General features: G+C 59.8%; 23 protein-coding genes. 3 read left to right on the top strand and 20 right to left on the bottom strand.

The features are described from left to right. Positions 1–111 precede the first annotated feature (111 nt). Entirely contained in the window at positions 112–576 is a 465-nt protein-coding gene (locus tag KHO53_RS19035; RefSeq protein WP_010224660.1) for a DUF3859 domain-containing protein, read from the bottom strand. A 167-nt stretch (positions 577–743) separates the two neighbouring features. On the opposite strand from KHO53_RS19035, the gene KHO53_RS19030 reads away from it, so the two are divergent. After that, complete coding sequence (locus KHO53_RS19030) at positions 744–1,604, top strand: pirin family protein (RefSeq protein ID WP_010224661.1); 861 nt, start codon at positions 744–746, stop codon at positions 1,602–1,604. Between the two features lie 102 nt (positions 1,605–1,706). On the opposite strand, the gene KHO53_RS19025 is transcribed toward KHO53_RS19030, so the two are convergent. The 4 genes from KHO53_RS19025 to KHO53_RS19010 form a co-directional block, all read right to left on the bottom strand. Then, complete coding sequence (locus tag KHO53_RS19025) at positions 1,707–2,432, bottom strand: dienelactone hydrolase family protein (RefSeq protein ID WP_010224662.1); 726 nt, start codon at positions 2,430–2,432, stop codon at positions 1,707–1,709. 56 nt (positions 2,433–2,488) lie between these two features. Further along, the gene (htpG, locus tag KHO53_RS19020) at positions 2,489–4,393 is read right to left on the bottom strand and encodes a molecular chaperone HtpG (RefSeq protein WP_010224663.1); all 1,905 of its coding nucleotides are present in this window, start codon (positions 4,391–4,393) and stop codon (positions 2,489–2,491) included. Between the two features lie 94 nt (positions 4,394–4,487). After that, positions 4,488–4,949, bottom strand: coding sequence for a PaaI family thioesterase (locus KHO53_RS19015; protein ID WP_010224664.1), 462 nt, complete (start codon positions 4,947–4,949; stop codon positions 4,488–4,490). Next, entirely contained in the window at positions 4,946–5,422 is a 477-nt protein-coding gene (locus KHO53_RS19010) for a PaaI family thioesterase (RefSeq protein WP_010224665.1), read from the bottom strand. Before KHO53_RS19010 ends, KHO53_RS19015 begins: the two co-directional genes overlap by 4 nt. Before the next feature lie 153 nt (positions 5,423–5,575). On the opposite strand from KHO53_RS19010, the gene KHO53_RS19005 reads away from it, so the two are divergent. Further along, the gene (locus tag KHO53_RS19005) at positions 5,576–5,854 is read left to right on the top strand and encodes a hypothetical protein (RefSeq protein WP_026001405.1); all 279 of its coding nucleotides are present in this window, start codon (positions 5,576–5,578) and stop codon (positions 5,852–5,854) included. 87 nt (positions 5,855–5,941) lie between these two features. On the opposite strand, the gene KHO53_RS19000 is transcribed toward KHO53_RS19005, so the two are convergent. The 11 genes from KHO53_RS19000 to sdhC form a co-directional block, all read right to left on the bottom strand. Continuing rightward, on the bottom strand, positions 5,942–6,682 hold the full coding sequence (locus tag KHO53_RS19000) for a DUF599 domain-containing protein (RefSeq protein ID WP_010224666.1): 741 nt from the start codon (positions 6,680–6,682) through the stop codon (positions 5,942–5,944). A 189-nt stretch (positions 6,683–6,871) separates the two neighbouring features. After that, complete coding sequence (gene brnQ, locus KHO53_RS18995) at positions 6,872–8,185, bottom strand: branched-chain amino acid transport system II carrier protein (RefSeq protein ID WP_010224668.1); 1,314 nt, start codon at positions 8,183–8,185, stop codon at positions 6,872–6,874. A 354-nt stretch (positions 8,186–8,539) separates the two neighbouring features. Beyond that, positions 8,540–9,424, bottom strand: a complete 885-nt coding sequence (sucD, locus tag KHO53_RS18990) for a succinate--CoA ligase subunit alpha (protein WP_038613108.1) — start codon at positions 9,422–9,424, stop codon at positions 8,540–8,542. Further along, a complete protein-coding gene (gene sucC, locus KHO53_RS18985) occupies positions 9,424–10,590 on the bottom strand; it encodes an ADP-forming succinate--CoA ligase subunit beta (RefSeq protein ID WP_010224674.1) in 1,167 nt (388 codons plus the stop codon). The genes sucD and sucC overlap by 1 nt, the downstream gene beginning before the upstream one ends. A gap of 175 nt (positions 10,591–10,765) precedes the next feature. After that, positions 10,766–12,202 (bottom strand): dihydrolipoyl dehydrogenase, encoded by a 1,437-nt coding sequence (gene lpdA / locus KHO53_RS18980; protein WP_010224675.1) that lies wholly within the window; start codon positions 12,200–12,202, stop codon positions 10,766–10,768. A 105-nt stretch (positions 12,203–12,307) separates the two neighbouring features. Beyond that, the gene (gene odhB, locus KHO53_RS18975) at positions 12,308–13,525 is read right to left on the bottom strand and encodes a 2-oxoglutarate dehydrogenase complex dihydrolipoyllysine-residue succinyltransferase (RefSeq protein WP_213570660.1); all 1,218 of its coding nucleotides are present in this window, start codon (positions 13,523–13,525) and stop codon (positions 12,308–12,310) included. Between the two features lie 42 nt (positions 13,526–13,567). Next, entirely contained in the window at positions 13,568–16,399 is a 2,832-nt protein-coding gene (locus tag KHO53_RS18970) for a 2-oxoglutarate dehydrogenase E1 component (protein ID WP_010224677.1), read from the bottom strand. 247 nt (positions 16,400–16,646) lie between these two features. Next, positions 16,647–17,351 (bottom strand): succinate dehydrogenase iron-sulfur subunit, encoded by a 705-nt coding sequence (locus KHO53_RS18965; protein ID WP_010224678.1) that lies wholly within the window; start codon positions 17,349–17,351, stop codon positions 16,647–16,649. Between the two features lie 11 nt (positions 17,352–17,362). After that, positions 17,363–19,135: a succinate dehydrogenase flavoprotein subunit gene (gene sdhA / locus KHO53_RS18960; protein ID WP_010224679.1), complete on the bottom strand. Its 1,773-nt coding sequence runs from the start codon at positions 19,133–19,135 to the stop codon at positions 17,363–17,365. A gap of 3 nt (positions 19,136–19,138) precedes the next feature. Beyond that, the gene (gene sdhD / locus KHO53_RS18955; RefSeq protein WP_010224681.1) at positions 19,139–19,507 is read right to left on the bottom strand and encodes a succinate dehydrogenase, hydrophobic membrane anchor protein; all 369 of its coding nucleotides are present in this window, start codon (positions 19,505–19,507) and stop codon (positions 19,139–19,141) included. Beyond that, complete coding sequence (gene sdhC, locus KHO53_RS18950; RefSeq protein WP_174242293.1) at positions 19,501–19,887, bottom strand: succinate dehydrogenase, cytochrome b556 subunit; 387 nt, start codon at positions 19,885–19,887, stop codon at positions 19,501–19,503. Before sdhC ends, sdhD begins: the two co-directional genes overlap by 7 nt. A gap of 350 nt (positions 19,888–20,237) precedes the next feature. Between sdhC and gltA the strand changes: the two genes are divergently transcribed. After that, positions 20,238–21,527, top strand: a complete 1,290-nt coding sequence (gene gltA, locus KHO53_RS18945; RefSeq protein ID WP_010224685.1) for a citrate synthase — start codon at positions 20,238–20,240, stop codon at positions 21,525–21,527. Positions 21,528–21,700: 173 nt separating this feature from the next. Here the strand turns inward: gltA and KHO53_RS18940 are convergent, their stop codons facing one another. The 4 genes from KHO53_RS18940 to KHO53_RS18925 all read right to left on the bottom strand — a co-directional run bounded on the left by KHO53_RS18940 (position 21,701) and on the right by KHO53_RS18925 (position 24,699). Then, positions 21,701–22,303: an START domain-containing protein gene (locus KHO53_RS18940; protein ID WP_010224688.1), complete on the bottom strand. Its 603-nt coding sequence runs from the start codon at positions 22,301–22,303 to the stop codon at positions 21,701–21,703. A 32-nt stretch (positions 22,304–22,335) separates the two neighbouring features. After that, positions 22,336–22,590: a YkgJ family cysteine cluster protein gene (locus KHO53_RS18935; protein WP_010224690.1), complete on the bottom strand. Its 255-nt coding sequence runs from the start codon at positions 22,588–22,590 to the stop codon at positions 22,336–22,338. A 128-nt stretch (positions 22,591–22,718) separates the two neighbouring features. Beyond that, on the bottom strand, positions 22,719–23,036 hold the full coding sequence (locus KHO53_RS18930) for a translation initiation factor 2 (RefSeq protein ID WP_374045240.1): 318 nt from the start codon (positions 23,034–23,036) through the stop codon (positions 22,719–22,721). Between the two features lie 217 nt (positions 23,037–23,253). After that, positions 23,254–24,699, bottom strand: coding sequence for an aminotransferase-like domain-containing protein (locus tag KHO53_RS18925; protein WP_010224694.1), 1,446 nt, complete (start codon positions 24,697–24,699; stop codon positions 23,254–23,256). Positions 24,700–24,812: the final 113 nt, after the last annotated feature.

Below are 24,812 nucleotides of genomic sequence, written 5' to 3'. Positions count from 1 at the left end.
AACAGTGCAGCTGTCCTTGCTTCTAGACGGTATCGGCCTGGCGAAAATTTGCGTAAGACGAAAACGTGATATCAAAAGGCCTTATGATCGCGACGCCCCGGTGGCCCTGACTCAACGCACCGTAAAGCGCTGCTCGGCGAGCAACCGGTCACCCTGGAAGACCATGAAATGCCACTGCCCCGGCACCATTTCGTGGTTTTCGGTGAACTCATAGGCCATCACATCCTGGGCAGCGCCCGGCACCAGCTTCTGCACGACTTCGAACTTGTCGTGGCGCTTGCCATCCGGGGTGCGCACACCCGGGGTGAGGTACAGCAGGGTCAGCGGCGTGTCTTCGGCGACCTTGCCCTGCAGCCGATAGCGCATGCCGAACTTGCTGCCCAGGCGCGCCGGGATCTCATCGGTCTGTTCAATCGTCTGGTTACTCTGGGTCAGCACCCGCTCGCCCGGCTGGAAGTTCTGGTGGCGGGTTTCAAACAGACCGTACTCGACCGGCCCTTCGAGACGAACCTCGGCGCTGGCCAGGCCACTGACCAGCAACAGCCCGCACAGGGCGCTGAAACGACGTGGAAACATAGTGAACTCCATCAGGTTGATGGCGGCAGGCTATGACGCAGGCATGACAGGCTGATGACAGCGCTGTTATTTGCCCGCCACAACCCCGGGTATAGCGCGGGCATGCGCTCGATATGGGCCACGGCAGGTTATGCTAGAAAAACGTCCCCCTTGGTCTGGAGCACACCGTGAGCCTTCCCCTGGTCATCCGCCCTCGCGCCGAATCGGTCGAAGGCCAACCTATCCTGCGCCCCCTGCCTTCGGCCCAATGCCGCAGCGTCGGGCCATTCGTGTTCTTCGACCATATGCTGGAGACCGACTACCCGGCCGGCCGTGGCATGAACATCCGCCAGCACCCGCATATCGGCCTGTCGACCCTCACCTACCTGTTCGAGGGCGAGATCCAGCACAAGGACAGTCTGGGCTCGGATCAACGGGTCAAGGCTGGCGAGGTCAGCTGGATGACCGCCGGCAGCGCGATTGCCCATGTCGAGCGCACGCCTGCCGATCTGCTGCCCAGCACGTCGCGCCTGCACGGCTTGCAGGTGTGGCTGGCCTCGCCCAAGGCGCACGAGCAAGGCCCGGGACTCTACAGCCATCACCCGGCGGCGAGCCTGCCGGTCAGTGACAACCTCGGGGTCAGCATTCGCATGATTGCCGGCAGCGGCTTCTGCCTGCAATCGCCGGTGCCGGTGCTGTCACCGACCCTGTATGCGCTGGTGCAGATGCAGGCGGCCACCACCCTGACGGTGCCCACCGAACACGCCGAGCGCGCGCTGTATGTACTGGATGGCGAAGTCAGCCTCAACGACCAGGCGGTCGAGCCGTGCAGCCTGGTGATCTTGCCGCCCGGCGAGGAGATGAGCCTGTATGCCGATAGCGAAAGCCAGTTGGTGCTGTTCGGTGGCGCGCCATTGGACGGGCCACGGCGGATGAACTGGAACTTCGTTGCCAGTGACCCGGCATTGATCGAACAGGCGCGGGCACGCTGGGCGGCCGGAGACTGGCCGACGGTACCGGGGGAAAGTGAACGGATCGAGTTGCCTTGAGATTGATCGCCGGCAACGCGGCTCCCACAGAGTGGATGCATGCAGGTCCAGTGTGGGAGCCAGCCTTGCTGGCGATGGGCTGCACAGCAGCCCCGCCCCCACTCAGCGCTGGAACACTTCATCGAGCAAATTGAACATCGCCCGGAACGCGCGCTTGGACGTGCGTGCGTCGTACTTCATCTTGCCGGGGATATTCGCTGCGGTATCGGTGAACGAGTGCACCGCGCCGCCATAGCTGATCAGCTGCCAGTCGACCTTGGCCGCGTCCATCTCGGCTTCGAAAGCCGGTAGCTGCTCCTTGGGCACGAACGGGTCGGCGGCGCCATGCAACACCAGCATCGAAGCCTTGACCCTGCCCTCCACGGCTGGCAGCGGCGTATCCAGGGTGCCATGGAACGATACAGCGGCCAGCAGGCGGGCATCTTCACGGGCCAGCTCCAGGGCACAGCAGCCGCCGAAGCAGAAGCCGAAGGTGGCCAGCTTGCCAGGCTCCAATACCGCCCTCGATTGGCCCAGCAACTGGTCCAGCGCCGCCTTCAAGCGCTTGCGCAGCTCGACGCGGTCATTCTTCAGCGGCGTCATCGCCGCACCGGCTTCATCCATGTCCGACGGACGCAGGGTCTGGCCGTAGATGTCGGCCAGCAACACCACATAACCCTGGGCGGCAACCTCGCGGGCGATCCGTTCGGCGCCCTCGCCCACCCCCATCCAGTTTGGCGCCATCAAAAGCCCAGGCTGCTCACGGGCGCCCTGGGTATAGAACAAACGGCTCTCATAGGCTTTGCCGGCAACATGATAGACCAGCGATTCGACGGTAACCTTGCTCATGCACTCCTCCTTGCACCATGAAAAAAGCCCGCCGAAGCGGGCTTTCCTGCAACTACTTAAGCCGACAATTCGACCAGTAGCTTGTTCAGGCGACGAACGTACGCCGCCGGGTCCTTGAGGCTATCGCCCGCCGCCAGCGCGGCCTGATCGAAGAGGATGTGCGAGAAGTCGGCGAAACGGTCTTCGCTTTGCTCGTTGTCCAGTTTCTCGATCAGCGGGTGGCCAGGGTTGAATTCGAAGATCGGCTTGGAGTCCGGCACCTTCTGCCCGCTGGCCTCGAGAATCTGGCGCATCTGCAGCCCCAGGTCCTGCTCACCGATGGCCAGGATCGCCGGCGAATCGGTCAGGCGGTGCGACACGCGCACTTCGCTGACGCTTTCGCCCAGGGCCACCTTGAGGCGCTCGACCAGGCCTTCTTTCTCCTTGGCGACTTCTTCCTGGGCCTTCTTGTCCTCTTCGGAGTCCAGCTTGCCCAGGTCCAGGTCACCACGGGCGACGTCGACGAAGCTCTTGCCGTCGAATTCGCTCAGGTAGCTCATCAGCCACTCGTCGATGCGGTCGGTCAGCAGCAGCACTTCGATGCCTTTCTTGCGGAAGACCTCCAGGTGCGGGCTGTTCTTGACCTGCGCATAGGACTCGCCGGTGAGGAAGTAGATCTTGTCCTGACCTTCCTTGGCACGGGCCAGGTAGTCGGCCAGGGCAACGCTCTGCTCGCCGCTTTCATCAAAGGTGGAGGCGAAACGCAGCAGGCCGGCGATCTTCTCTTTGTTGGCGAAGTCTTCAGCCGGGCCTTCTTTCATCACCTGGCCAAAGTTCTTCCAGAAGCCCTTGTACTGCTCAGGCTCGTTCTTGGCCAGCTTCTCGAGCATGTCCAGCACGCGCTTGGTCAGGGCCGACTTCATCGAGTCGATGATCGGGTCTTTCTGCAGGATTTCGCGCGAAACGTTCAGCGACAGGTCGTTGGAGTCGACCACGCCCTTGATGAAGCGCAGGTACAGCGGCAGGAAGGATTCAGCCTGGTCCATGATGAACACGCGCTGTACGTACAGCTTCAGGCCACGTGGCGCTTCACGCTGGTACAGGTCGAACGGGGCACGGGCCGGTACGTAGAGCAGCGAGTTGTACTCAAGCTTGCCTTCGACCTTGTTGTGGCTCCAGGCCAGCGGGTTCTCGAAGTCGTGACCGATGTGCTTGTAGAACTCCTGGTATTCCTCGTCCTTGATCTCGGTGCGAGGACGGGTCCACAGGGCGCTGGCGCGGTTGACGGTTTCCCATTCTTCGGCCGGCTTTTCTTCGCCTTCGGCGGCTTCGACCTGTTTTGGCAGCTCGATCGGCAAGGCGATGTGATCGGAGTATTTCTTGACGATGTTGCGCAGGCGCCAGCCGTCGGCGAACTCTTCTTCACCCTTTTTCAGGTGCAGGACGATGCGGGTGCCGCGCTCGGCCTTGTCGACCGTGGCGACTTCGAACTCGCCTTCGCCCTTGGACGACCAGTGCACGCCCTCGGCGGCTGGCAGGCCGGCGCGGCGGCTGAACACGTCGACCTTGTCGGCAACGATGAAGGCCGAGTAGAAGCCCACGCCGAACTGGCCGATCAGGTGCGAGTCCTTCTTCTGGTCGCCGGTGAGGTTTTTCATGAAGTCGGCAGTGCCGGACTTGGCGATGGTGCCCAGGTGCGCGATCACCTCTTCGCGGCTCATGCCGATGCCGTTGTCTTCGAGGGTGACAGTGTTGGTGTTCTTGTCGAAGCTCAGGCGGATTTTCAGCTCGGCGCCGCCTTCGAGCAGCTCTGGCTTGGCCAGGGCTTCGAAGCGCAGTTTATCGACGGCGTCGGAGGCGTTGGAAATCAGTTCGCGAACAAAGATTTCCTTGTTCGAATACAGGGAATGGATCATGAGGTGCAGCAGTTGCTTCACCTCGGTCTGGAAGCCCAGGGTTTCTTTTTGAGTTTCCACACTCATGGTCTTCAACACTCCGATCTGATGACAGTTGTCGCTGGGCAGGCCGACGGCCTGCTTTCACGGCGGGATGCACAACAGATGGGGGTGGCTCGGGCTATTTCAAGGGCGAGGTCATTTCTTCGATCTTGAAATGCGCCCGCGCCGTGGCAATCGGTTCGTCCGGGTCGCCTTGCCAGGCGGTGATCGCGACGTTGGTCACCCGCCGGCCCTGGCGCCACAACTGACACTGGGCGTAAGTGTCACGGTAATGGCCGGCGCGCAGGTAATCGATGGAAAAGTCGATGATTTTCGGGATCGCCGCACTCTCACTGAAAATCAGCAGGTACAGCGCCGCCGACAGCTCCATGAAGCCGGCGATTACCCCGCCGTGGATCGCTGGCAGCAACGGATTGCCGATATTGTCCTGGCTGGCTGGCAGGCAGAACAGCAGGTCGTCGCCCTGGCGGCTGCACTGGATACCAATCAATCCGGCATAAGGAATCAGCCGCAGCAAGGGTTCATAGTTGCCTTCGGCATGTGCCTGGCGCAGTTGCTGGTGCACTTCTGGCGGGATCATTGGCCGCTCCCCTTGAGCGTGTTGGCGAAATTGAGACCGCCCTTGATGCCCTTGCCCAGACGCATGAAGGTGCCGACCACCTGGGCGATCGGTTGCTCGGGATCGTCCTGGTAGGCCACCCCGCGGGTGAAGATCACATCCCGCGAGACGCGGTAGCAATAGGCGTGGCCGAAGATATCCTTGCCGGCCTCGGCCGGGTGCATGTAGTCGATACGCAGGTCTAGCGTCGGGCATACCTCGAACTCAGGCAACACGCAGAGGGTGGCCATGCCGCAGGTGGTGTCCATCAGGGTGGTGATCGCACCGCCGTGCACGGCCCCGGTTTGCGGGTTGCCAACGATCTGTGTGGAATACGGCAGTATCAGGGTCATGCCTTGCGCGTCCGCGTGATGCACCCGCATCTGTAATACCTGACAATGACGCAGTGCCGAGAGAAAGCGTTGGGCCATAGCCTGCAAAGAAGTGTCGATCATTTCAAAAAACTCTCAGGCCGTTGAGGCCATGCACAGAGAAAGGGAAATGTCCATATAGATCCATTTGTTATATATCTGTATGGTGCGCGGAACTTCTACCGGTTACTTGAGCTCAAAGGAACAAGTAACTTATTCCACAAGGAGAAACACCCCATGCGTAAACCTTTTGCTTTTGCCGTTATGCTCGCCGCTGCTCTGGGTCTGGCCGCTTGCGATAAAGCCAGCGAAAATAAAGCCCAAGATGCTCAGCAACATTCCGAGAACGCTCAAGAGAAAATGAACGAAGCTCAGGATAAAGTGAACGAGGCAGCGAAAGAAAACGTCGAAGCCGCCAAAGATCAGGCCGAAGCGCAACAAAAAGCCGCTGAAGAAGCTGCGAAAGAAGCCGCTCCTGCTGCCCCAGTTACTCCTGCTGAGCCTGCTAAACAGTAAGCAAGCCTGCCGGAATAAAAAAAACCCGACACTGTCGGGTTTTTTTATGGCTGCCGAAACTGGATTAAACGATTCAGTCGTCACTCTTCAGGCAAGGTTCTCTTTAGCCGGCTCCGGCGCAGGTGCCTCGGTAGGGGTGTAAACCATCACATCGAGCACATCCGAATGGAACTCGCGACGATAAAGCACCAACACTACCCCGGTACTCATCAGCATGAACAACCAGGGGCCGATAAACCAGCAGAGCATGGCCATCCCGAAGTAATAAGAACGCAAGCCGAAGTTGAACTGGTTGGCCGCCAGCGAAATAACCCTGGCCGCTCTAAGGGCAAATGCCTTGCGCTCCAGTTCACTGACATGGCGCTCACCAATCATCGGCGCCGAGCCCACCAGCACCGCGGCAAAGTTGTATTGGCGCATGCACCAGCTAAAGGTGAAGAAGGCATACACAAAGACCATCGCCAGGCACAGCAACTTGATTTCCGACATCCCCTGGGAAGCCTGCTGGACCAGCGGCAAATCCGCCAGTAACGATACAGCGCGGTCCGAAGCCCCGAGCACGGTGAGAATACCGGCCAGAATAATCAGGGTGCTGGAGGCGAAGAACGACGCATTGCGCTCCAGATTGCCGATCACGCTGGCATCGGCGATGCGGTTGTCACGCAACAACATGCGCCGCATCCAGTCTTCGCGGTAAAGGTGCAGTACGCTGGCCAGGCACGCAGTATCACGGCCCTTCCAGGTCGCGTAGCGGGTATAACCGCCCCAGCAGACGACAAACCAGCAGGCGGCCAGCAGGTGGATCAGATTGCTTTGAATGAAGCTCATGCAAGGTCCTGATTGAAGTTTCGAGCACAATAAAGCCCATTGACCGGCTTTCGACGCTTTACCGCAGAAAAAGACACGTCTTGCCCGCAGAAACGAAAAAGCCCCGCATCCTTTCGGACGCGGGGCTTGGAATCTGCCGTGACGGACACCCTGTTGGCTTGTGGCCGGTGTCCGTTACATGGCTAATTCTCAGGCCAGCGCTTCGCGCGGCTTGCCCAGCATGCGGTCACACAGCACCGCAACACCCAGGGTCACCACCGAAGGCACCAGCCAGGCCAGGCCCTGCTCGCTCAGCGGCAGATGCGCCAGCACGTCCGGCAGTTTACTGGCCAGCACAGTGCCTTTGATGGCATCGATCATGCCGAACAGCAACGACACCAGCATCACTGGCGCCAGGATGCGAACTTGCGAGTTCCACAGGTCCTTGCAGAAGCTCAGGCCTACCACCACGATGCACGGCGGGTAGATAGCGGTCAGCACCGGGATCGAGAACAGGATCAGCTTGGTCAGGCCCAGGTTGGAAATCAGCAGCGAGAAGGCCGCGAGGATCACCACCAGGGTGCGGTACGACAGCGGCAGCACCTGGCTGAAGTACTCGGCGCAGGCGCAGGTCAGGCCGACGGCGGTCACCAGGCAGGCCAGGGCGATCAACACGGCGAGGAAGCCGCTGCCCAGCGAGCCGAAGGTGTGCTGCACGTAGGCATGCAACACCGCGGCGCCGTTGCTGGCACCGGCGGCGATCTCATGGCTGCCGGCACCCAGGCGGAACAGGCTGATGTACACCAGGGCCAGGCCGACACCGGCGATCAGGCCAGCGATGATCGCGTAGCGGGTGATCAGCTGCGGCGACTCGACGCCGCGCGAACGGATGGCGTTGACGATGACGATACCGAACACCAGCGCACCGAGAGTATCCATGGTCAGGTAACCATTGATGAAGCCCTGGGAGAACGGCGCGGCAACATAGGCTGGCTGTGCTTCGCCGATACCACCGGCTGGCAGCATGAACGCGGCGATGCCGAGTGCGGCCAGGGCAATGATCTTCAGCGGCGCGAGGAAGCGGCCGACAGTGTCGAGCAGCTTGCCCGGGTACATGGACACCGCCAGCACCACCAGGAAGTACACCAGGCTGTAGATGAACAGGGCCAGCGGGCTTTCACCGGTCAGCGGCGCAACACCTACCTCGAAGGATACGGTGGCGGTACGCGGGGTGGCGAACAGCGGGCCTACCGACAGGTAGCACACCGCTGCCAGCAGGCCGCCGGCGACCTTGCCGATCGGGCTGCTCAGCGCATCCATGCCGCCGCCGACCTTGGCCAGGGCGATGACAGTGATGACCGGCAGGCCCACAGCAGTGATCAGGAAACCCAGCGCCGCCATCCACACGTGTGGACCGGATTGCAGACCGACGATAGGAGGGAAAATGATATTGCCCGCGCCGACGAACAAAGCGAACGTCATAAAACCAAGTGCCAGGATGTCCTGGCCTTTCAAAACTTTCATTAAGGAAATACCACACTGCTGAAATCGGGATTTAGAGAGGGATTTCCCCTTGGGTGAGGGAAATGCTGCCTGGCTGGATGAGCCAGACCCGTTTAGCGTGTCGTTCCCTTTTGGGGAGCGGGCACAAAATGAGTGCATAGGTTAACGAATTTGTCATAGAAACGCACTGTTGCAGGGCTGCTTGTCCGATGTGTGAATATGCGTGTCGCTTGCGCGACAGCTCCAAGCCGCAAGTTACAAGCCGCAAGCTTGCCGCAACACCCTCTTGCAGCTTGAAGCTTGTCGCTTGAAGCTGCTGCCCAGTAAACAAAAAAGGCCACCCGAAGGTGGCCTTTCTTGTTTACTGGGCAGTGATTACTTCTTCACTTCCCAGCCAGTCAGCTCGGCCAGGGCCTTGCCGATGTCTGCCAGCGAACGCACGGTTTTCACACCAGCGTCCTGCAGCGCAGCGAATTTCTCGTCTGCAGTGCCTTTGCCGCCAGAGATGATGGCGCCAGCGTGGCCCATACGCTTGCCCGCAGGAGCGGTAACACCAGCGATGTAGGAAACCACAGGCTTGGTGACGTTGGCCTTGATGTAGGCAGCCGCTTCTTCTTCAGCCGAACCGCCGATCTCGCCGATCATGACGATCGCTTCGGTCTTCGGGTCTTCCTGGAACAGCTTCAGGATGTCGATGAAGTTGGAGCCCGGGATCGGGTCGCCACCGATACCGACGCAGGTGGACTGACCGAAACCGGCGTCAGTGGTCTGCTTGACCGCTTCGTAGGTCAGGGTGCCGGAACGCGAAACGATACCGACCTTGCCTGGCAAGTGGATGTGACCTGGCATGATGCCGATCTTGCACTCGCCCGGAGTGATGACGCCTGGGCAGTTAGGGCCGATCAGGGTAACACCCAGCTCGTCGCACTTGACCTTGGCATCGAGCATGTCCAGGGTAGGAATGCCTTCGGTGATGCAGACGATCAGCTTGATGCCGCCGAAGGCAGCTTCCAGGATCGAGTCCTTGCAGAAAGGAGCCGGAACGTAGATGACCGACGCGTCAGCGCCGGTAGCCGCTACGGCTTCTTTGACAGTGTTGAACACTGGCAGGCCCAGGTGGGTGGTGCCACCCTTGCCCGGGGTCACGCCGCCGACCATCTTGGTGCCGTAGGCGATGGCCTGTTCGGAGTGGAAAGTACCTTGCGAGCCGGTGAAGCCCTGGCAGATGACTTTGGTGTCTTTATTGATCAGGACGCTCATTACTTGCCCTCCGCAGCTTTGACAACTTGTTGAGCAGCGTCGGTCAGGCTGGTTGCAGCAATGATGTTCAAACCGCTTTCTGCCAGTACTTTAGCACCCAGTTCAGCGTTGTTGCCTTCCAGGCGAACAACAACCGGCACCTTGACGCCGACTTCTTTCACAGCGCCAATGATGCCTTCGGCAATCATGTCGCAGCGAACGATGCCGCCGAAGATGTTGACCAGAACGGCCGCGACATTGCTGTCGGACAGGATGATCTTGAAGGCTTCGGTAACGCGCTCTTTGGTAGCACCACCACCTACGTCGAGGAAGTTGGCTGGCTTGCCGCCGTGCAGGTTGACGATGTCCATGGTACCCATGGCCAGGCCGGCACCGTTGACCATGCAGCCGATGTTGCCTTCCAGGGCCACGTAGTTCAGCTCGAAGCTGGCAGCGTGGGCTTCACGAGGGTCGTCTTGCGACGGGTCGTGGAAGGTTTTCAGCTTAGGCTGACGGTACATGGCGTTAGCGTCGATGTTGATCTTGGCATCGAGGCAGTGCAGGTCGCCGTCGGCCTTGATGACCAGCGGGTTTACTTCCAGCAGGGCCAGGTCGTGTTCTTTGAACAATTTGGCCAGGCCTACGAAAATCTTGGCGAACTGAGCAACTTGCTTGCCTTCCAGACCCAGCTGGAACGCCAGTTCACGACCCTGGAATGGCTGAGCGCCAACCAGTGGATCGATAGTAGCCTTGATGATCTTCTCAGGAGTTTCGTGAGCGACTTTCTCGATGTCCACGCCACCTTCGGTGGAGGCCATGAACACGATACGACGGCTCGAACGGTCGACTACAGCGCCCAGGTACAGCTCTTTGGCGATGTCAGTGCAGGATTCGACCAGGATCTTGGTCACTGGCTGACCGTTGGCGTCGGTCTGGTAGGTCACCAGACGCTTGCCCAACCATTGCGCAGCGAACGCCTTGGCGTCTTCCTTGCTGCGAACCAGCTTGACGCCGCCCGCTTTACCGCGACCACCGGCGTGGACCTGGGCTTTGACAACCCACTCGGTGCCACCGATCTTGTCGCAGGCTTCTGCGGCAGCTTCAGGGGTGTCGACTGCGAAACCCTTGGAAACTGGCAGGCCGTATTCAGCGAACAGCTGCTTACCCTGATACTCGTGAAGATTCATGCTTTTTACCGTCTTCGTTAGGTACTGCGCTTCGGCGCTGCGCCCCAAAGGAGTGCCGCGCCACCTGTGACCACTTGCCCCCGGTATGCTCCGGGAGTTCGAGTCCGGCGGACTTTCCGCGGTGAGTCATGCACGCAAGACTCACGACGGGCCACCCGCCGTGGTTTCTTATTGTTTAACGCTTCTTACGGTTGGCAACGTGAATGGCACCGCCATTCACTGCCAGCGCGGCTTCATGCAGCGCTTCGGACAGGGTCGGATGGGAGAAAACCATCATGCCCAGATCTTCGGCGCTGGTGCCGAATTCCATTGCGATTGCACCCTGCTGCACCAATTCGGCAGCCGATGGGCCAATCACGTGTACACCCAGGACGCGGTCGGTCTTGGCATCGGCGATGACCTTGACGAAACCACCGGTGTCGTTGGCAGCCATCGCACGGCCGCTGGCCGCGAACGGGAAGGTGCCCACGTTAACCTCAACGCCTTCGGCCTTCAAGGTCTGTTCGGTTTTACCGACCCATGCGATTTCCGGGTGGGTGTAGATAACCGACGGGATCAGGTCGTAGTTCATCTGGGCTTTGTGGCCCTTGATGCGCTCGACAACCATGATGCCCTCTTCCGAGGCCTTGTGCGCCAGCATCATGCCACGAACCACGTCACCGATGGCGTAGACGCCCGGTACGCTGGTCGCGCAGTGATCGTCGACGAAGATGAAACCACGCTCGTCGATGGTCACGCCGCTGTCGGCAGCCAGCAGATCGGTGGTCACCGGACGACGGCCGACCGCAACGATCAGCTTGTCGAAGGTGATCTTCTGCTCGCCGTTGGCATCGGTGTAGGTCACTTCGACTTCAGCGCCATTGACCTTGGAGCCGGTCACGCGAGCGCCCAGCTTGATGTCCAGACCTTGCTTGGTCAGGGTTTTCAGCGCTTCCTTGGAGACAGCGGCGTCAGCGGCCATCAGGAAGGTGTCCAGGGCTTCCAGGACGGTGACTTGCGCACCCAGGCGAGCCCAGACCGAACCCAGTTCCAGACCGATCACACCAGCACCGATCACGCCCAGGCGCTTAGGTACGGCCTGGAATTCCAGGGCGCCGGTGGAGTCGACGATGACATTCTGGTCGACCGGAGCCGGTGGAATGTCGATCGGACGCGAACCGGAAGCCAGGATGACGTTTTCGGCTTCGATGATTTCGGTGGTGCCGTCAGCCTTGGTGACTTCGACCTTCTTGCCAGCCAGCAGCTTGCCGTGGCCCTGGATCGAGGTCACGCCGTTGGCCTTGAACAGGGTGGCAACACCGCCGGTCAGGTTCTTGACGATGCCGGCCTTGCGGCCAACCATCGCGGCGACGTCCATCTTCACTTCGCCAGTGGAGATACCATGGACGTTGAAGCTCTCTTTGGCTTCCTTGTATTTCCAGGAGCTGTCCAGCAGCGCCTTGGAAGGAATGCAACCCACGTTCAGGCAGGTACCGCCGAGGGCCAGCTTGCCTTCGCCGTCAGTGTACTTCTCGATACAGGCAGTGCTCAGACCGAGCTGCGCGGCCTTGATGGCAGCTACGTAGCCGCCAGGACCTGCGCCAATCACTACCACATCAAATTTTTGCGACATTCAGAAAATCCTCTTTAAAGCTGCAAGCGATAAGCTGCAAGCCACAAGTTCAAGCGCAAACCGTTCAGGCTTGCCGCTTGAAGCTTGCAGCTTGCAGCTGCTCAATCAGATATCCAGCAGCAGACGAGCCGGGTCTTCCAGCAGGTTCTTGATGGTCACCAGGAAGGTCACGGCTTCTTTACCGTCGATCAGACGGTGGTCGTAGGACAGTGCCAGGTACATCATCGGACGGATCACGACCTGACCGTTAACGGCCATAGGACGCTGGATGATGTTGTGCATGCCCAGAATCGCAGCCTGCGGCGGGTTGACGATCGGGGTCGACATCATCGAACCAAAGGTACCACCGTTGGTGATGGTGAAAGTACCACCGGTCATTTCGTCGATCGACAGTTTGCCGTCACGGGCTTTCTTGCCGAAGGTGGCGATGCCGTTCTCGATCTCAGCCAGGCTCATTTGCTCGGCGTTGCGCAGTACCGGTACCACCAGGCCGCGGTCGCTGGAAACGGCAACGCCGATGTCCGCATAACCGTGGTAGACGATGTCGGAACCGTCGATCGAGGCGTTGACGGCCGGGAAGCGTTTCAGCGCTTCGGTGGCCGCCTTGACGAAGAACGACATGAAGCCCAGGCGCACGCCGTTGTGGGTCTTCTCGAACAGGTCCTTGTACTTCGAACGCAGGGCCATGACTTCGGTCATGTCGACTTCGTTGAAGGTGGTCAGCATGGCCATGTTCGACTGTGCTTCTACCAGGCGCTTGGCCACGGTAGCGCGCACGCGAGTCATCGGCACGCGCTTCTCGGTACGATCGCCAGTGGCGACAACCGGGGCAGCAGCGGCGGCTGGCTTGGCGGCAGGAGCGGCAGCCGGAGCGGATTTCTTCGCTTCGATGGCAGCAACCACGTCTTCCTTGGTGATGCGACCGTCTTTGCCGGTGCCCTTGATGCTGTTCAGGGCAATGCCGTTTTCTTCGGCCAGCTTGCGAGCAGCCGGAGCGCCGATGGCGTCTTCGTCGCCAGCAGCGGCGGCGGCAGGAGCAGCGGCAGCAGGCGCGGCAGCAGCGGCAGGTGCTGCGGCAGCAACGCCACCTTCTACGATCGAGCCCAGGACTTCGTCGGACAGGACGGTGTCGCCCTCGCCCTTGACGATTGCACCCAGTACGCCGTCAGCGGTAGCCAGTACTTCCAGGACAACCTTGTCGGTTTCGATGTCGACGATCAGCTCGTCACGCTTGACGGCTTCGCCCGGCTGCTTGTGCCAGGTGGCAACGGTGCCATCGGCAACCGATTCCGGGAAAGTAGGGGCTTTGATCTCGATAGCCATTATCAGTGGTTCCTTAAATTCGGTTTCTGGTGCGCGATGGCATTAAACGGTGAAGGCATCTTGCAGCAGTTTTTCCTGCTGCTCGGCGTGCATCGAAGCGTAACCACAGGCAGGTGCTGCCGAAGCATCGCGACCGGCGTACTCGAGGACCAGGTCCTTGTTGTGACGGGTCAGGATACGACGCATGTGGTGCTGGCTGCTGTACCAGGCGCCCTGGTTCATCGGTTCTTCCTGACACCACACCACATCCTTGAGATTGGTGTACGGCGCGAGGATTTCGACCAGGTCGTCTTCAGGGAACGGATACAGCTGCTCGATACGCACGACGGCGATATCTTCGCGGCCTTCGGCACGGCGTTTTTCCAGCAGATCGTAGTAGACCTTGCCGCTGCACAGGACCAGGCGCGTGACTTTTTTCGGATCGAGGGTATCGATTTCCGGGATCACGGTCTGGAACGAGCCTTCGGCCAGTTCTTCCAGGGTCGAGATGGCCAGCTTGTGGCGCAGCAGCGACTTTGGTGTCAGCACGATCAGCGGCTTGCGCAGCGGACGGATGACCTGACGACGCAGCAGGTGGTAGATCTGAGCCGGGGTGGTCGGTACGCACACCTGGACGTTGTGCTCGGCGCACAGCTGCAGGTAACGCTCCAGACGTGCCGAGGAGTGCTCAGGCCCCTGCCCTTCATAACCGTGTGGCAGCAGCATGGTCAGACCGCACAGACGGCCCCACTTGTGCTCGCCGCTGGTGATGAACTGGTCGACAACCACCTGGGCACCGTTGGCGAAGTCGCCGAACTGGGCTTCCCAGATCACCAGCGCGTTTGGCTGGGTGGTCGAGTAACCGTATTCGAATGCCAGGACCGCTTCTTCGGACAGGAACGAATCGTACAGGTCGAAACGTGGCTGGCCTTCATAGAGGTTCTGCAACGGGATGTAGGTGCTGGCGTCCTTCTGGTTGTGCAGCACCGCATGGCGGTGAGAGAAGGTGCCGCGACCAATATCCTGACCCGTCATGCGAATCGGGTGACCTTCGAACGCGAGGGTGGCGTAGGCCATGGTTTCGGCGTAGCCCCAGTTGATCGGCAAGCCACCGGCCTGCATCTTCTGGCGGTCTTCGTAGATCTTCGAAACCTGACGCTGAACCACGAAGCCTTCCGGCAGTTCCAGCAGCTTGGCCGACAGTTCCTGCAGGGTCTTCAGATCGAAGCGGGTGTCGTGACGCGCGGTCCAGGCGTGGCCCAGGTACGGACGCCAGTCAACGAACAGCTCCTTGTTCGGCTCTTTGACCAGGCTTTTTACGACGTGCAGGCCGTTGTCCAGCGCGTTGCGGTACTCGTCGACCTTGGCCTGGACGCGCTCGGCATCAAGACGACCCGACTGGGTCAGGGCTTCGGCGTACAGCTCGCGGGTGGTGCGCTGCTTGGTGATCTGCTGGTACATCAGCGGCTGGGTGCCGTTCGGCTCGTCGGCCTCGTTGTGGCCGCGACGACGGTAGCAGACCAGGTCGATGACCACGTCACGCTTGAACTGCATGCGGTAATCAACCGCCAGCTGGGTCACGAACAGCACCGCTTCCGGATCATCACCGTTGACGTGCAGGATCGGCGCCTGAATCATCTTGGCGACGTCGGTGCAGTACTCGGTGGAACGCGAGTCCAGCGGGTTGCTGATGGTGAAACCAACCTGGTTGTTGATCACGATGTGCACGGTACCGCCGGTCTTGAAACCGCGGGTCTGCGACATCTGGAAGGTTTCCATGACCACGCCTTGACCGGCGAATGCCGCGTCACCGTGGATGGAAATCGGCAGTACCTTGTCGCCAACGGTGTCGTTACGACGGTCCTGACGGGCACGTACCGAACCTTCAACCACTGGCGAGACGATTTCCAGGTGCGAAGGGTTGAACGCCATGGCCAGGTGAACTTCGCCACCGGCGGTCATCACGTTGGACGAGAAGCCCTGGTGGTATTTCACGTCACCGGAACCCAGCTCGACCTTCTTCTTGCCTTCGAACTCGTCGAACAGGTCGCGCGGGTTCTTGCCGAAGGTGTTGACCAGTACGTTCAGACGGCCACGGTGGGCCATGCCGATGACAACTTCCTTGGTGCCGTAGGAACCGGAGCGTTGAATCAGCTCGTCCAGCATCGGAATCAGGCTCTCGCCGCCTTCCAGGCCGAAACGCTTGGTGCCCGGGTATTTGGTACCCAGGTATTTTTCCAGACCCTCAGCGGCGGTGACGCGCTCGAGCAGGTGGCTCTGAATATCCGCGGAGAAGACTGGACGCCCACGTACGCTCTCCAGACGCTGCTGGAACCAGCTGCGCTGCTCGGAGTCGACGATGTGGGTGAATTCGGCGCCAATGGTGCGGCAATATGTCTGCTGCAAAGCGTCGAAGATTTCGCGTAGGCTCGCTTCCTCTTTGCCGATGAACAGGTCGCCGGCACGGAAGGTCGTATCAAGATCGGCATTGGTCAAGCCGTAATGATTGATCGACAGGTCTACTGGCGCAGGGCGCTGCCACAACCCCAGGGGGTCGAGCTTAGCAGCTTGGTGGCCGCGCATACGGTAGGCCTGGATCAGTCGCAGAACTTCAACCTGCTTCTTCTCGTGTTCACTGCTCACGCTGCCGGCGGAAACCGGTTGGGCGCGGCGCTGGTTCTTTGCCAGCAGTACGAAATGGTCGCGGATTGTAGAGTGCGATACATCGGTAGCGGTGCTGCCTTCGGCGGGCAACTTCTGGAAGTAAGTGCGCCACTCTTCTGGCACAGCGTTAGGGTCGTGCAGGTAAAGCTCGTAGAGCTCTTCCACATATGCAGCGTTACCACCTGAAAGGTGGGCGCTATCCCACATGCGCTGCATCACGCTTTCTTGCATGCTTGGTCACCCTCGGTTAGGGGACGGATCGGCAAGAGCCACAGCACGCCTGGAAAAAGTCCTAATGCAGCGACCCAACCAAGCCACCAAGGATCCTACAGATTTTCCGGGTACCAGCCCGGAAGCCCCTGCTGGTCTCATATCTTCATAGGTAAAAGCTTGGGCTTTGTGGGCCCCAGCTCGGGTTTCACCTTGGTGCGGGCAACGGCCCGCACCTTGGCGTACTACGGGTACAACACTTTTAAAATCAGGTACCGCTTTGCAGCAGCATGTTACGTACGTGACCGATGGCCTTGGTCGGGTTCAGACCTTTAGGGCAAACGTTCACGCAGTTCATGATGCCGCGGCAACGGAACACGCTGAACGGGTCATCCAGCGAAGCCAGACGCTCCTGGGTCTTGGTGTCACGGCTGTCGGCCAGGAAGCGATAGGCCTGCAGCAGTGCAGCTGGACCGAGGAACTTGTCCGGGTTCCACCAGAACGACGGGCAGGAAGTCGAGCAGCAAGCGCACAGGATGCACTCGTACAGACCGTCCAGCTTTTCACGCTCTTCCGGCGACTGCAGGCGCTCGATGGCCGGAGCCGGCGTGTCGTTCTGCAGGAATGGCTTCACCTTCTCGTACTGCTTGTAGAAGATGCTCATATCGACGACCAGGTCACGAATGACCGGCAATCCAGGCAAAGGGCGGACGATCAGCTTGTTGCGCTTGACCACGGCCGAAAGCGGCGTGATGCAGGCCAGACCGTTCTTGCCGTTGATGTTCATGCCATCGGAACCGCAAACACCCTCACGGCAGGAGCGACGATACGAGAAACCTTCGTCCTGCTCTTTGATCAGTGCCAATACATCGAGAACCATCAGGTCCTTGCCGCCGGTATCGACCTGGAACACCTGCATCTTGGGTGCCGAGTCGGTATCGGGGTTGTAACGATAAACTTCGACTTGCAACATTGTGGCCACCCTTAGTAAGTCCGGACTTTAGGCTCGAACGCCGGAACGGTTTTCGGCGCGAAGTTGACGGCGCGCTTGGCGACGCGCTTCTCACCCGGGAAGTACAGGGTGTGGCACAGCCAGTTTTCGTCGTCACGGTCTTCGAAGTCTTCACGGGCGTGCGCACCGCGGGACTCTTTACGGACTTCTGCAGCGATTGCAGTGGCTTCAGCGACTTCCAGCAGGTTCTGCAGCTCCAGCGCTTCGATACGCGCGGTGTTGAAGGCCTGGGACTTGTCGTTGATCTTGACGTTGGCGATACGCTCGCGCAGGCCAGCCAGTTGCTCGATACCCTTCTGCATGTATTCGCCAGTGCGGAATACACCGAAGTAGTTCTGCATGCAGCTCTGCAGCTCGCGACGCAGGGTAGCCACGTCTTCACCGGTGTTGCGCTCGTTGAGCTTGTTCAGGCGGCTCAGGGCAACATCGATGTCGGTATCGCTGGCGTCGAGGTATTCGATACCGTCGCTCAGCGCTTTTTCCAGGTGCAGGCCGGCAGCACGACCGAAGACCACCAGGTCGAGCAGCGAGTTGCCGCCCAGGCGGTTGGCACCGTGAACCGATACGCACGCCACTTCACCTACCGCGAACAGACCCGGGATGATGTGATCAACGCCATCGGCGTCCTGGGTCATCGCCTGACCATGGATGTTGGTGGCAACGCCGCCCATCATGTAGTGGCAGGTTGGGACAACAGGAACCGGCGCGACCACAGGGTCGACGTGAGCGAAGGTCTTGGACAGTTCACAGATACCTGGCAGGCGGCTGTGCAGCACTTCTTCACCCAGGTGGTCAAGCTTGAGCATCACGTGGTCGCCGTTAGGGCCACAGCCGTTGCCGGCGATGATCTCTTTAACCATGGAACGGGCCACAACGTCACGACCAGCAAGGTCTTTGGCGTTAGGCGCGTAACGTTCCATGAAACGCTCGCCGTGCTTGTTGATCAGGTAACCGCCTTCACCACGGCAACCTTCAGTGACCAGTACACCAGCGCCGGCGATGCCGGTCGGGTGGAACTGCCACATCTCGATATCCTGGACCGGAACGCCTGCACGCAGAGCCATGCCGATACCGTCACCGGTGTTGATCAGGGCATTGGTGGTGGAGGAGTAGATACGGCCTGCACCGCCAGTCGCCAGAACGGTGGCCTTGGCTTTGATGTACAGGGTTTCGCCGGTTTCGATGCAGATTGCAATCACACCGACGAACGCGCCTTCCTGGTTCTTCACCAGGTCAACGGCGTAGTACTCGTTGAGGAAGGTGGTGCCTGCCTTCAAGTTGCCCTGGTACAGGGTGTGCAGCAGCGCGTGACCGGTACGGTCGGAAGCGGCGCAGGTACGGGCGGCCTGGCCACCTTTACCGAAGTCCTTGGACTGACCGCCGAACGGGCGCTGGTAGATACGGCCTTGTTCGGTACGCGAGAACGGCAGACCCATGTGGTCCAGCTCGAACACGGCAGCAGGGCCTTCCTGACACATGTATTCGATAGCGTCCTGGTCACCGATGTAGTCGGAACCCTTGACGGTATCGTACATGTGCCAGCGCCAATCATCGTTCGGGTCGGCCGAAGCGATGGCGCAGGTGATGCCACCCTGGGCCGATACAGTGTGCGAACGGGTCGGGAAGACCTTGGTGATCACGGCAGTCTTGTGACCGCCCTGGGCCAGCTGCAGCGCAGCGCGCATGCCGGCACCGCCGCCACCAATGATGATGGCGTCGAATGTAATCGTAGGAATGTTAGCCATGAATCAGATACCCCAGAGAATCTGCACACCCCAGACGAAGTACGCGAACATCGCGACACCACATACCGCCTGGAACAGGAAACGTACGGCAGTCGCCGACTTGCCCAGCGCCATCGGCGTCAGGTAGTCGGTGGCAATGGTCCACATGCCGACCCAGGCGTGAGCGCCCAGGGCCACAAGGGCCAGCAGACTGAAGATACGCATCGCGTTGTTGGAGAACAGAGCGTGCCACTGGGCAAACTCGATGCCCGGGTGCGCGATCAGGTATCCGATCAGGAAAATGAAATAAGCCGCGAGAACGACCGCAGAAACGCGCTGCGCCATCCAGTCATAGAGGCCCGAACGCGAGAGGTTCGTGACGTTGGTTACCATATCCAAACTCCTGCCAGCACAATCACCACCACGGAAACGGCGATGATAATTTTCGAGCCCAGTCGGCCGCCTTCCAGCGTTTCACCGATGCCCATGTCCATGATCAAGTGGCGCACACCGGCTACCAAGTGATACAGCAAGGCGGACAGGAGGCCCCATGCCACGAACTTGGCCAGCGGACTGGTCAAGCATGCCTTCACCTCGGCGAAACCTTCCTCCGAACCCAGGGATTTGCCCAATGCATAAAGCATGAAGCCAAGGCCCAGGAAGAGGATGATGCCGGAAACACGGTGAAGAAATGACGTAACGCCGGTAATGGGGAGTTTGATGGTCCTTAGGTCTAGGTTTACAGGTCGTTGGCTTTTCACGGCTTTTTTCACACTGAAGAGCCCCTAGCAAGCAGGGCAAAGTTGTTGGTAAGTGTACTGGTCAGGTACCCACCACCCAGGGAGTGACGACCCCAGCAACACGGGCTTGCAAGCCCCTGGCGGTCGGGGGCCGATTATAGACAGTTAGGCTACTAATGACAACGCAGACACCTAGCCCAAATAGCGCATTGCCTTTAATGAACAAAAGGCGTAAACGGGCGGTAATTTCGAGGAAAAACAGCGCCCAAAGCCCTTTACAACCGTGCTTTAGGCAAATTGACATTCGAATTTATCTCACTATAGTGGTGCGGGCCCTGCGTGGGGGGTCTGTCTGATGATTTCAAGCATTAATAGGAGGCCACATGGCTGACAAAAAAGCGCAGTTGGTCATCGAGGGCGCAGCCCCCGTCGAGCTGCCCATTTTAACCGGCACCGTTGGTCCCGATGTTATCGACGTTAGAGGGTTGGGGGCCACGGGTCACTTCACTTTCGACCCTGGTTTCATGGCGACCGCATCCTGCGAGTCGAAGATCACTTATATCGACGGCGACAAGGGTATCCTGCTGCATCGCGGCTATCCGATCGAACAGCTGGCCGAAAAATCCGACTACCTCGAGACCTGCTACCTGCTGCTCAACGGCGAACTGCCGAATGCCGAGCAGAAGGCCCAGTTCGTCAGCACCGTGAAGAACCACACCATGGTGCACGAGCAGTTGAAGTCCTTCTTCAACGGCTTCCGCCGCGACGCTCACCCGATGGCCGTCATGTGCGGCGTGGTTGGCGCCCTGTCGGCGTTCTACCACGACTCGCTGGACATCAATAACCCGCAGCACCGCGAAATCTCCGCGGTTCGCCTGGTCGCCAAGATGCCGACCCTGGCGGCGATGGTGTACAAGTACTCCATGGGCCAACCCATGATGTACCCGCGCAACGACCTGTCGTACGCGGAAAACTTCCTGCACATGATGTTCAACACCCCGTGCGAGATCAAACCGATCAGCCCGGTACTGGCCAAGGCAATGGACCGGATCTTCATCCTCCACGCCGACCACGAGCAGAACGCCTCGACCTCTACCGTCCGTCTGGCAGGCTCCTCCGGCGCCAACCCGTTCGCCTGTATCGCCGCCGGTATCGCTGCACTGTGGGGCCCTGCCCACGGCGGCGCCAACGAAGCGGTGCTGACCATGCTCGATGAAATCGGCGATGTCTCGAACATCGACAAGTTCATCGCCAAGGCCAAGGACAAGAACGATCCGTTCAAACTGATGGGCTTCGGTCACCGCGTTTACAAGAACCGCGACCCGCGCGCCACCGTGATGAAACAGACCTGCGACGAAGTCCTGCGCGAGCTGGGCATCAAGAACGACCCGCAGCTGGAACTGGCCATGCGCCTGGAAGAGATCGCCCTCACCGATCCTTACTTCATCGAGCGCTCGCTGTACCCGAACGTCGACTTCTACTCGGGGATCATCCTCAAGGCGATCGGCATTCCAACCAGCATGTTCACCGTGATCTTCGCCCTGGCGCGGACCGTCGGCTGGATTTCGCACTGGAAAGAAATGCTCTCCAGCCCGTACAAGATCGGCCGCCCTCGCCAGCTGTACACCGGCTACGAGTCGCGCGACATCGTCAAGCTGGAAGACCGCAAGTAAGCCTTTGGGCCGAACACGAAAAAGGCTGCCTTCGGGCAGCCTTTTTTATTGGGGCCTGGGGGGGGGGGGACTCATCGCGGGGCAAGCCCGCTCCTACAGAACCTGTGGGAGCGGGCTTGACCCGCGATAATCTAACAGTTGACCAGCACCCTCACCCACCACAACTGTACTGACTATTTCTCAGCCCTCTCCTTCAATGCCTTCAAGGTATTGAACGGCGCATCCACCACAAACTTGTTGGCCACCATTGACGGCACGCTACCGCCCGGTTCGGTGTGCACCTGGTAAGTTACCTCAGTGCCGCCATCTTTTGGCTGCAGCCTCCAGAAACCATCAACCTTGGCCACCCGCACGAAACCCTTCTCTTCCGGCAGGTATTTCGGCACACCTTCAAGCTTGCGGGTCAGGCTGCCATCGGCGGCCTCGGTAGTGGTGACATGCATGACCGAATCACGCGCAGTGACCGGCCACGGGGTATTGAACTGGGTGTAGGTCCAGCTCTGGTCGCCTTCGGTTTTCAGCAGCTTTTGCGACTTGCACTCATGAATCCAGGCACAGGCACCGACGACATCTTCCTGCAGGGCCCTGACCTTCGCCAGTGGTGCCTTGATAAAGGTGACGCCGCGGTAGGCCTTGTAATCGGAACCGGCAACCTCGCTGAGCTCGACCTTGATCCCGTCCTCGTTCTTGGCCTGCTTCCAGTCCTCGGCATGGGCCAGCGGCACCAGTACCGCGCCAAGCCCCAACACCAGTGCCACTTGTTTAAACGATCCCATTCTCTTGTTCCTTATTGTCGAAGATCCGCGATTCAAGCTGCCGTCATTTGCTCCAGCCACCCCAGGATCCTGATTGCCTCGTCGCGGTCGTTGCCGCAGATTTCGGCCTCTGCCTTGAAACCACCGCACACCGCCGGACGCTCGGGTTTGCCGAACAAGCCACAGAGATTGGCAACCGACAGGTGCAAGCAGCGCTCGCCGGCTGGCTTGCCCTTGGGCATACCCGGTATCGGCGAGCTGATGGAGGGCGCGATGCAGCAGGCGCCACAACCTTCACGGCAGTTCATGACAACAGAATCCTCGGAGTAACAAATGATGAATGAACCCGGATAGTAACCGCTTAAACAGGCGTTTGAAATTACTGACGGGATGAAATATCAGCTGCACATGTGATGACCGAACAGTCAGTTTCGCCCTACTGCTTGAACTCGAACTCGATCGCCGCGCCCTCGACATCCTTGCGGCTTTCGTTTCGCAGCTGCAGCTGCATTTCGTTGCTGATCAGCCGGCCATTGAGCTGGAAGGGGCTGTCGGACGGAGGCTTTTCGCCGAACAGGTAGGGCAACAGCGGCTTGGGCAGCGGCGCCTGTTCCTGGGTATCGGGCTTGAGCTCCTTGACCATGCCGGAGGGCAGGCTCAGGTCCAGCTTGGCCTTGGGCAATGGCTGTGGTGCCGCCTTGACGTTTTTGCGCGTGCTGCGCTGGGCGGCCTTGGTAGTCGCCTTCTTTCTCACCGGTGCCGCTTTCGCCTGCTTTGGCTTGGCGGCAGGCTTGACGCTTTTCGTTGCAGGGGCCTTGCTCGCCGGTGCGGTTTCAGCCACTGCTACCGAGGTACAGGCCAATCCACCCAGCAAACACAGGGACAACCCGATACTACGCAACACTTTCATAGGCACCGACGACTATCCCTGAAAATGCTTATGCTCCCCGTTCCTGACACGACTGGCAAGTCTAGAAAAAAGCGCCCGAGGCAGATTCTTGGCATAACTGGCTGGCCAACATACCCAAGGTCATTACTGCCCGCTCCGCCTCACGGTTCCACGGGATGCCGCAGTTCAGGCGAATGCAGTGGTTGAACTGCTCGGTGTTACTGAAGATCAACCCCGGCGCAATACTGATGCCCTGCTGCAGCGCACGTACATGCAACTCCTGGGTGTTGACCCGCCCCGGCAAGCTGACCCAGAGGATGAAGCCGCCGGTGGGCCGGGTCATCTGCGTACCTTCAGGAAAGTGCTGCTGCACCGCCAACTGATAAGCACTGAGATTCTTCCGATACTCCTGACGGATGTAGCGCAAATGCCGATCGTAGCCGCCGTTCTCCAGATAGGACGCCACCCCCATCTGGGTCACGCTGCAGGCCGAATGGGTAGTGAAGGTCTGCAAGCGCTGGATTTCCGCCTGGTACTTGCCGGCAACCATCCAGCCAATTCGCACCCCTGGCGACAGGGTCTTGGAGAAACTCGAGCAATAGATCACCCGCCCTAGCCGATCGAAGGCCTTGAGGGACTTGGTCTTGCCTTGCTCGAACATCAGCTCGCCGTAGATATCGTCCTCGACGATCTGAATATCGAAGTCCGAGGCCAGGCGCAGCAACTGCTTCTGCCGGTCTTCCGGGATGGTGCCGCCCAGCGGGTTGCTCAGGCGCGCGGTCAACACCAGTGCCTTGATCGACCACTGGTTGGCGGCCAGCTGCAAGGCCTCAAGACTGATGCCGGTGGACGGATCACTGGGAATTTCGATGACTTTCAGGCCGAGCAAATCGGCCAGTTGCAGCAAGCCGTAGTAAGTCGGCGATTCGGCGGCGATCAGGTCGCCCGGGCGGGTCAGCACCCGTAGCGACATCTGCAGGGCATCGACGCAGCCATGGGTGACCACTACTTCGCTGGGGTCGACCACCACACCGGCATCGCGCATGCGAATGGCGATCTGCCGACGCAGGGGCTCAAAGCCCGGGCTGAACATGTAGCTGAAGGCCCGTGGGCTATGAAAGCGGGTGACCTTGGCCAACTGCTGGTGCAGCGCCCGCACCGGCAGGTAATCGACATGGGGTACCGCCGCGCCAAAAGGGAACACCCCGTCGCGCCGAGCCTCGGTCAGCACCTGCTGGATGATGCTGCTGCGCGTGACCAGGCCGGGGCGCTCGACCCGGGCGATATCCGGCGTCTGCGCGGTCAGTGCCGGGGTCTGGTGCACATAGTAGCCGGACTGTGGCCGCGCGCGGATCAAGCCCTGGTCTTCGAGGTTGGCGTAAGCCTGAAGCACCGTGGCATGGCTGACATTGAGCTGCGAGCTCATCTTGCGCACCGACGGCACGCGCTCCCCTGGCTGATACACACCGCGGCGAATATCTTCGGCCAGTTGCTGGGCGATGCGCTGATAAAGCAGCAGGTTGGTCATGATCAGTTCTCGACACGCAGGCAATGTAGTTGTTTTTGTACGGCTGTTTTGAGCAAGAATACCGGAACAGTTGCGAAGTGTACTGGGACAGATTGCAGAATAGTCGACAATAC

Source organism: Pseudomonas sp. RC2C2 (genome assembly GCF_018390435.1).
In the GTDB taxonomy this organism is placed as follows: Bacteria; Pseudomonadota; Gammaproteobacteria; order Pseudomonadales; family Pseudomonadaceae; genus Aquipseudomonas; species Aquipseudomonas donghuensis.
The sequence above is the reverse complement of the archived record's forward strand: the minus strand, read 5'-3'. Positions and strand labels throughout refer to the sequence as shown.

Bases quoted from the DNA above. Each gene is read 5' to 3' on its own strand.
- KHO53_RS18935 (WP_010224690.1), bottom strand. From the start codon at position 22,590: ATGAACTGCCGTGAAGGTTGTGGCGCCTGCTGCATCGCGCCCTCCATC.
- gltA (WP_010224685.1), top strand. From the start codon at position 20,238: ATGGCTGACAAAAAAGCGCAGTTGGTCATCGAGGGCGCAGCCCCCGTC.
- KHO53_RS19025 (WP_010224662.1), bottom strand. From the start codon at position 2,432: ATGAGCAAGGTTACCGTCGAATCGCTGGTCTATCATGTTGCCGGCAAA.
- KHO53_RS18970 (WP_010224677.1), bottom strand. From the start codon at position 16,399: ATGCAAGAAAGCGTGATGCAGCGCATGTGGGATAGCGCCCACCTTTCA.
- sdhA (WP_010224679.1), bottom strand. From the start codon at position 19,135: ATGGCTAACATTCCTACGATTACATTCGACGCCATCATCATTGGTGGC.
- sdhD (WP_010224681.1), bottom strand. From the start codon at position 19,507: ATGGTAACCAACGTCACGAACCTCTCGCGTTCGGGCCTCTATGACTGG.
- sucD (WP_038613108.1), bottom strand. From the start codon at position 9,424: ATGAGCGTCCTGATCAATAAAGACACCAAAGTCATCTGCCAGGGCTTC.
- odhB (WP_213570660.1), bottom strand. From the start codon at position 13,525: ATGGCTATCGAGATCAAAGCCCCTACTTTCCCGGAATCGGTTGCCGAT.
- sucC (WP_010224674.1), bottom strand. From the start codon at position 10,590: ATGAATCTTCACGAGTATCAGGGTAAGCAGCTGTTCGCTGAATACGGC.
- KHO53_RS19010 (WP_010224665.1), bottom strand. From the start codon at position 5,422: ATGATCGACACTTCTTTGCAGGCTATGGCCCAACGCTTTCTCTCGGCA.
- KHO53_RS19000 (WP_010224666.1), bottom strand. From the start codon at position 6,682: ATGAGCTTCATTCAAAGCAATCTGATCCACCTGCTGGCCGCCTGCTGG.
- KHO53_RS18940 (WP_010224688.1), bottom strand. From the start codon at position 22,303: ATGGGATCGTTTAAACAAGTGGCACTGGTGTTGGGGCTTGGCGCGGTA.
- KHO53_RS19005 (WP_026001405.1), top strand. From the start codon at position 5,576: ATGCGTAAACCTTTTGCTTTTGCCGTTATGCTCGCCGCTGCTCTGGGT.
- lpdA (WP_010224675.1), bottom strand. From the start codon at position 12,202: ATGTCGCAAAAATTTGATGTGGTAGTGATTGGCGCAGGTCCTGGCGGC.
- KHO53_RS19035 (WP_010224660.1), bottom strand. From the start codon at position 576: ATGTTTCCACGTCGTTTCAGCGCCCTGTGCGGGCTGTTGCTGGTCAGT.
- KHO53_RS18965 (WP_010224678.1), bottom strand. From the start codon at position 17,351: ATGTTGCAAGTCGAAGTTTATCGTTACAACCCCGATACCGACTCGGCA.
- htpG (WP_010224663.1), bottom strand. From the start codon at position 4,393: ATGAGTGTGGAAACTCAAAAAGAAACCCTGGGCTTCCAGACCGAGGTG.
- KHO53_RS19015 (WP_010224664.1), bottom strand. From the start codon at position 4,949: ATGATCCCGCCAGAAGTGCACCAGCAACTGCGCCAGGCACATGCCGAA.
- brnQ (WP_010224668.1), bottom strand. From the start codon at position 8,185: ATGAAAGTTTTGAAAGGCCAGGACATCCTGGCACTTGGTTTTATGACG.
- KHO53_RS18925 (WP_010224694.1), bottom strand. From the start codon at position 24,699: ATGACCAACCTGCTGCTTTATCAGCGCATCGCCCAGCAACTGGCCGAA.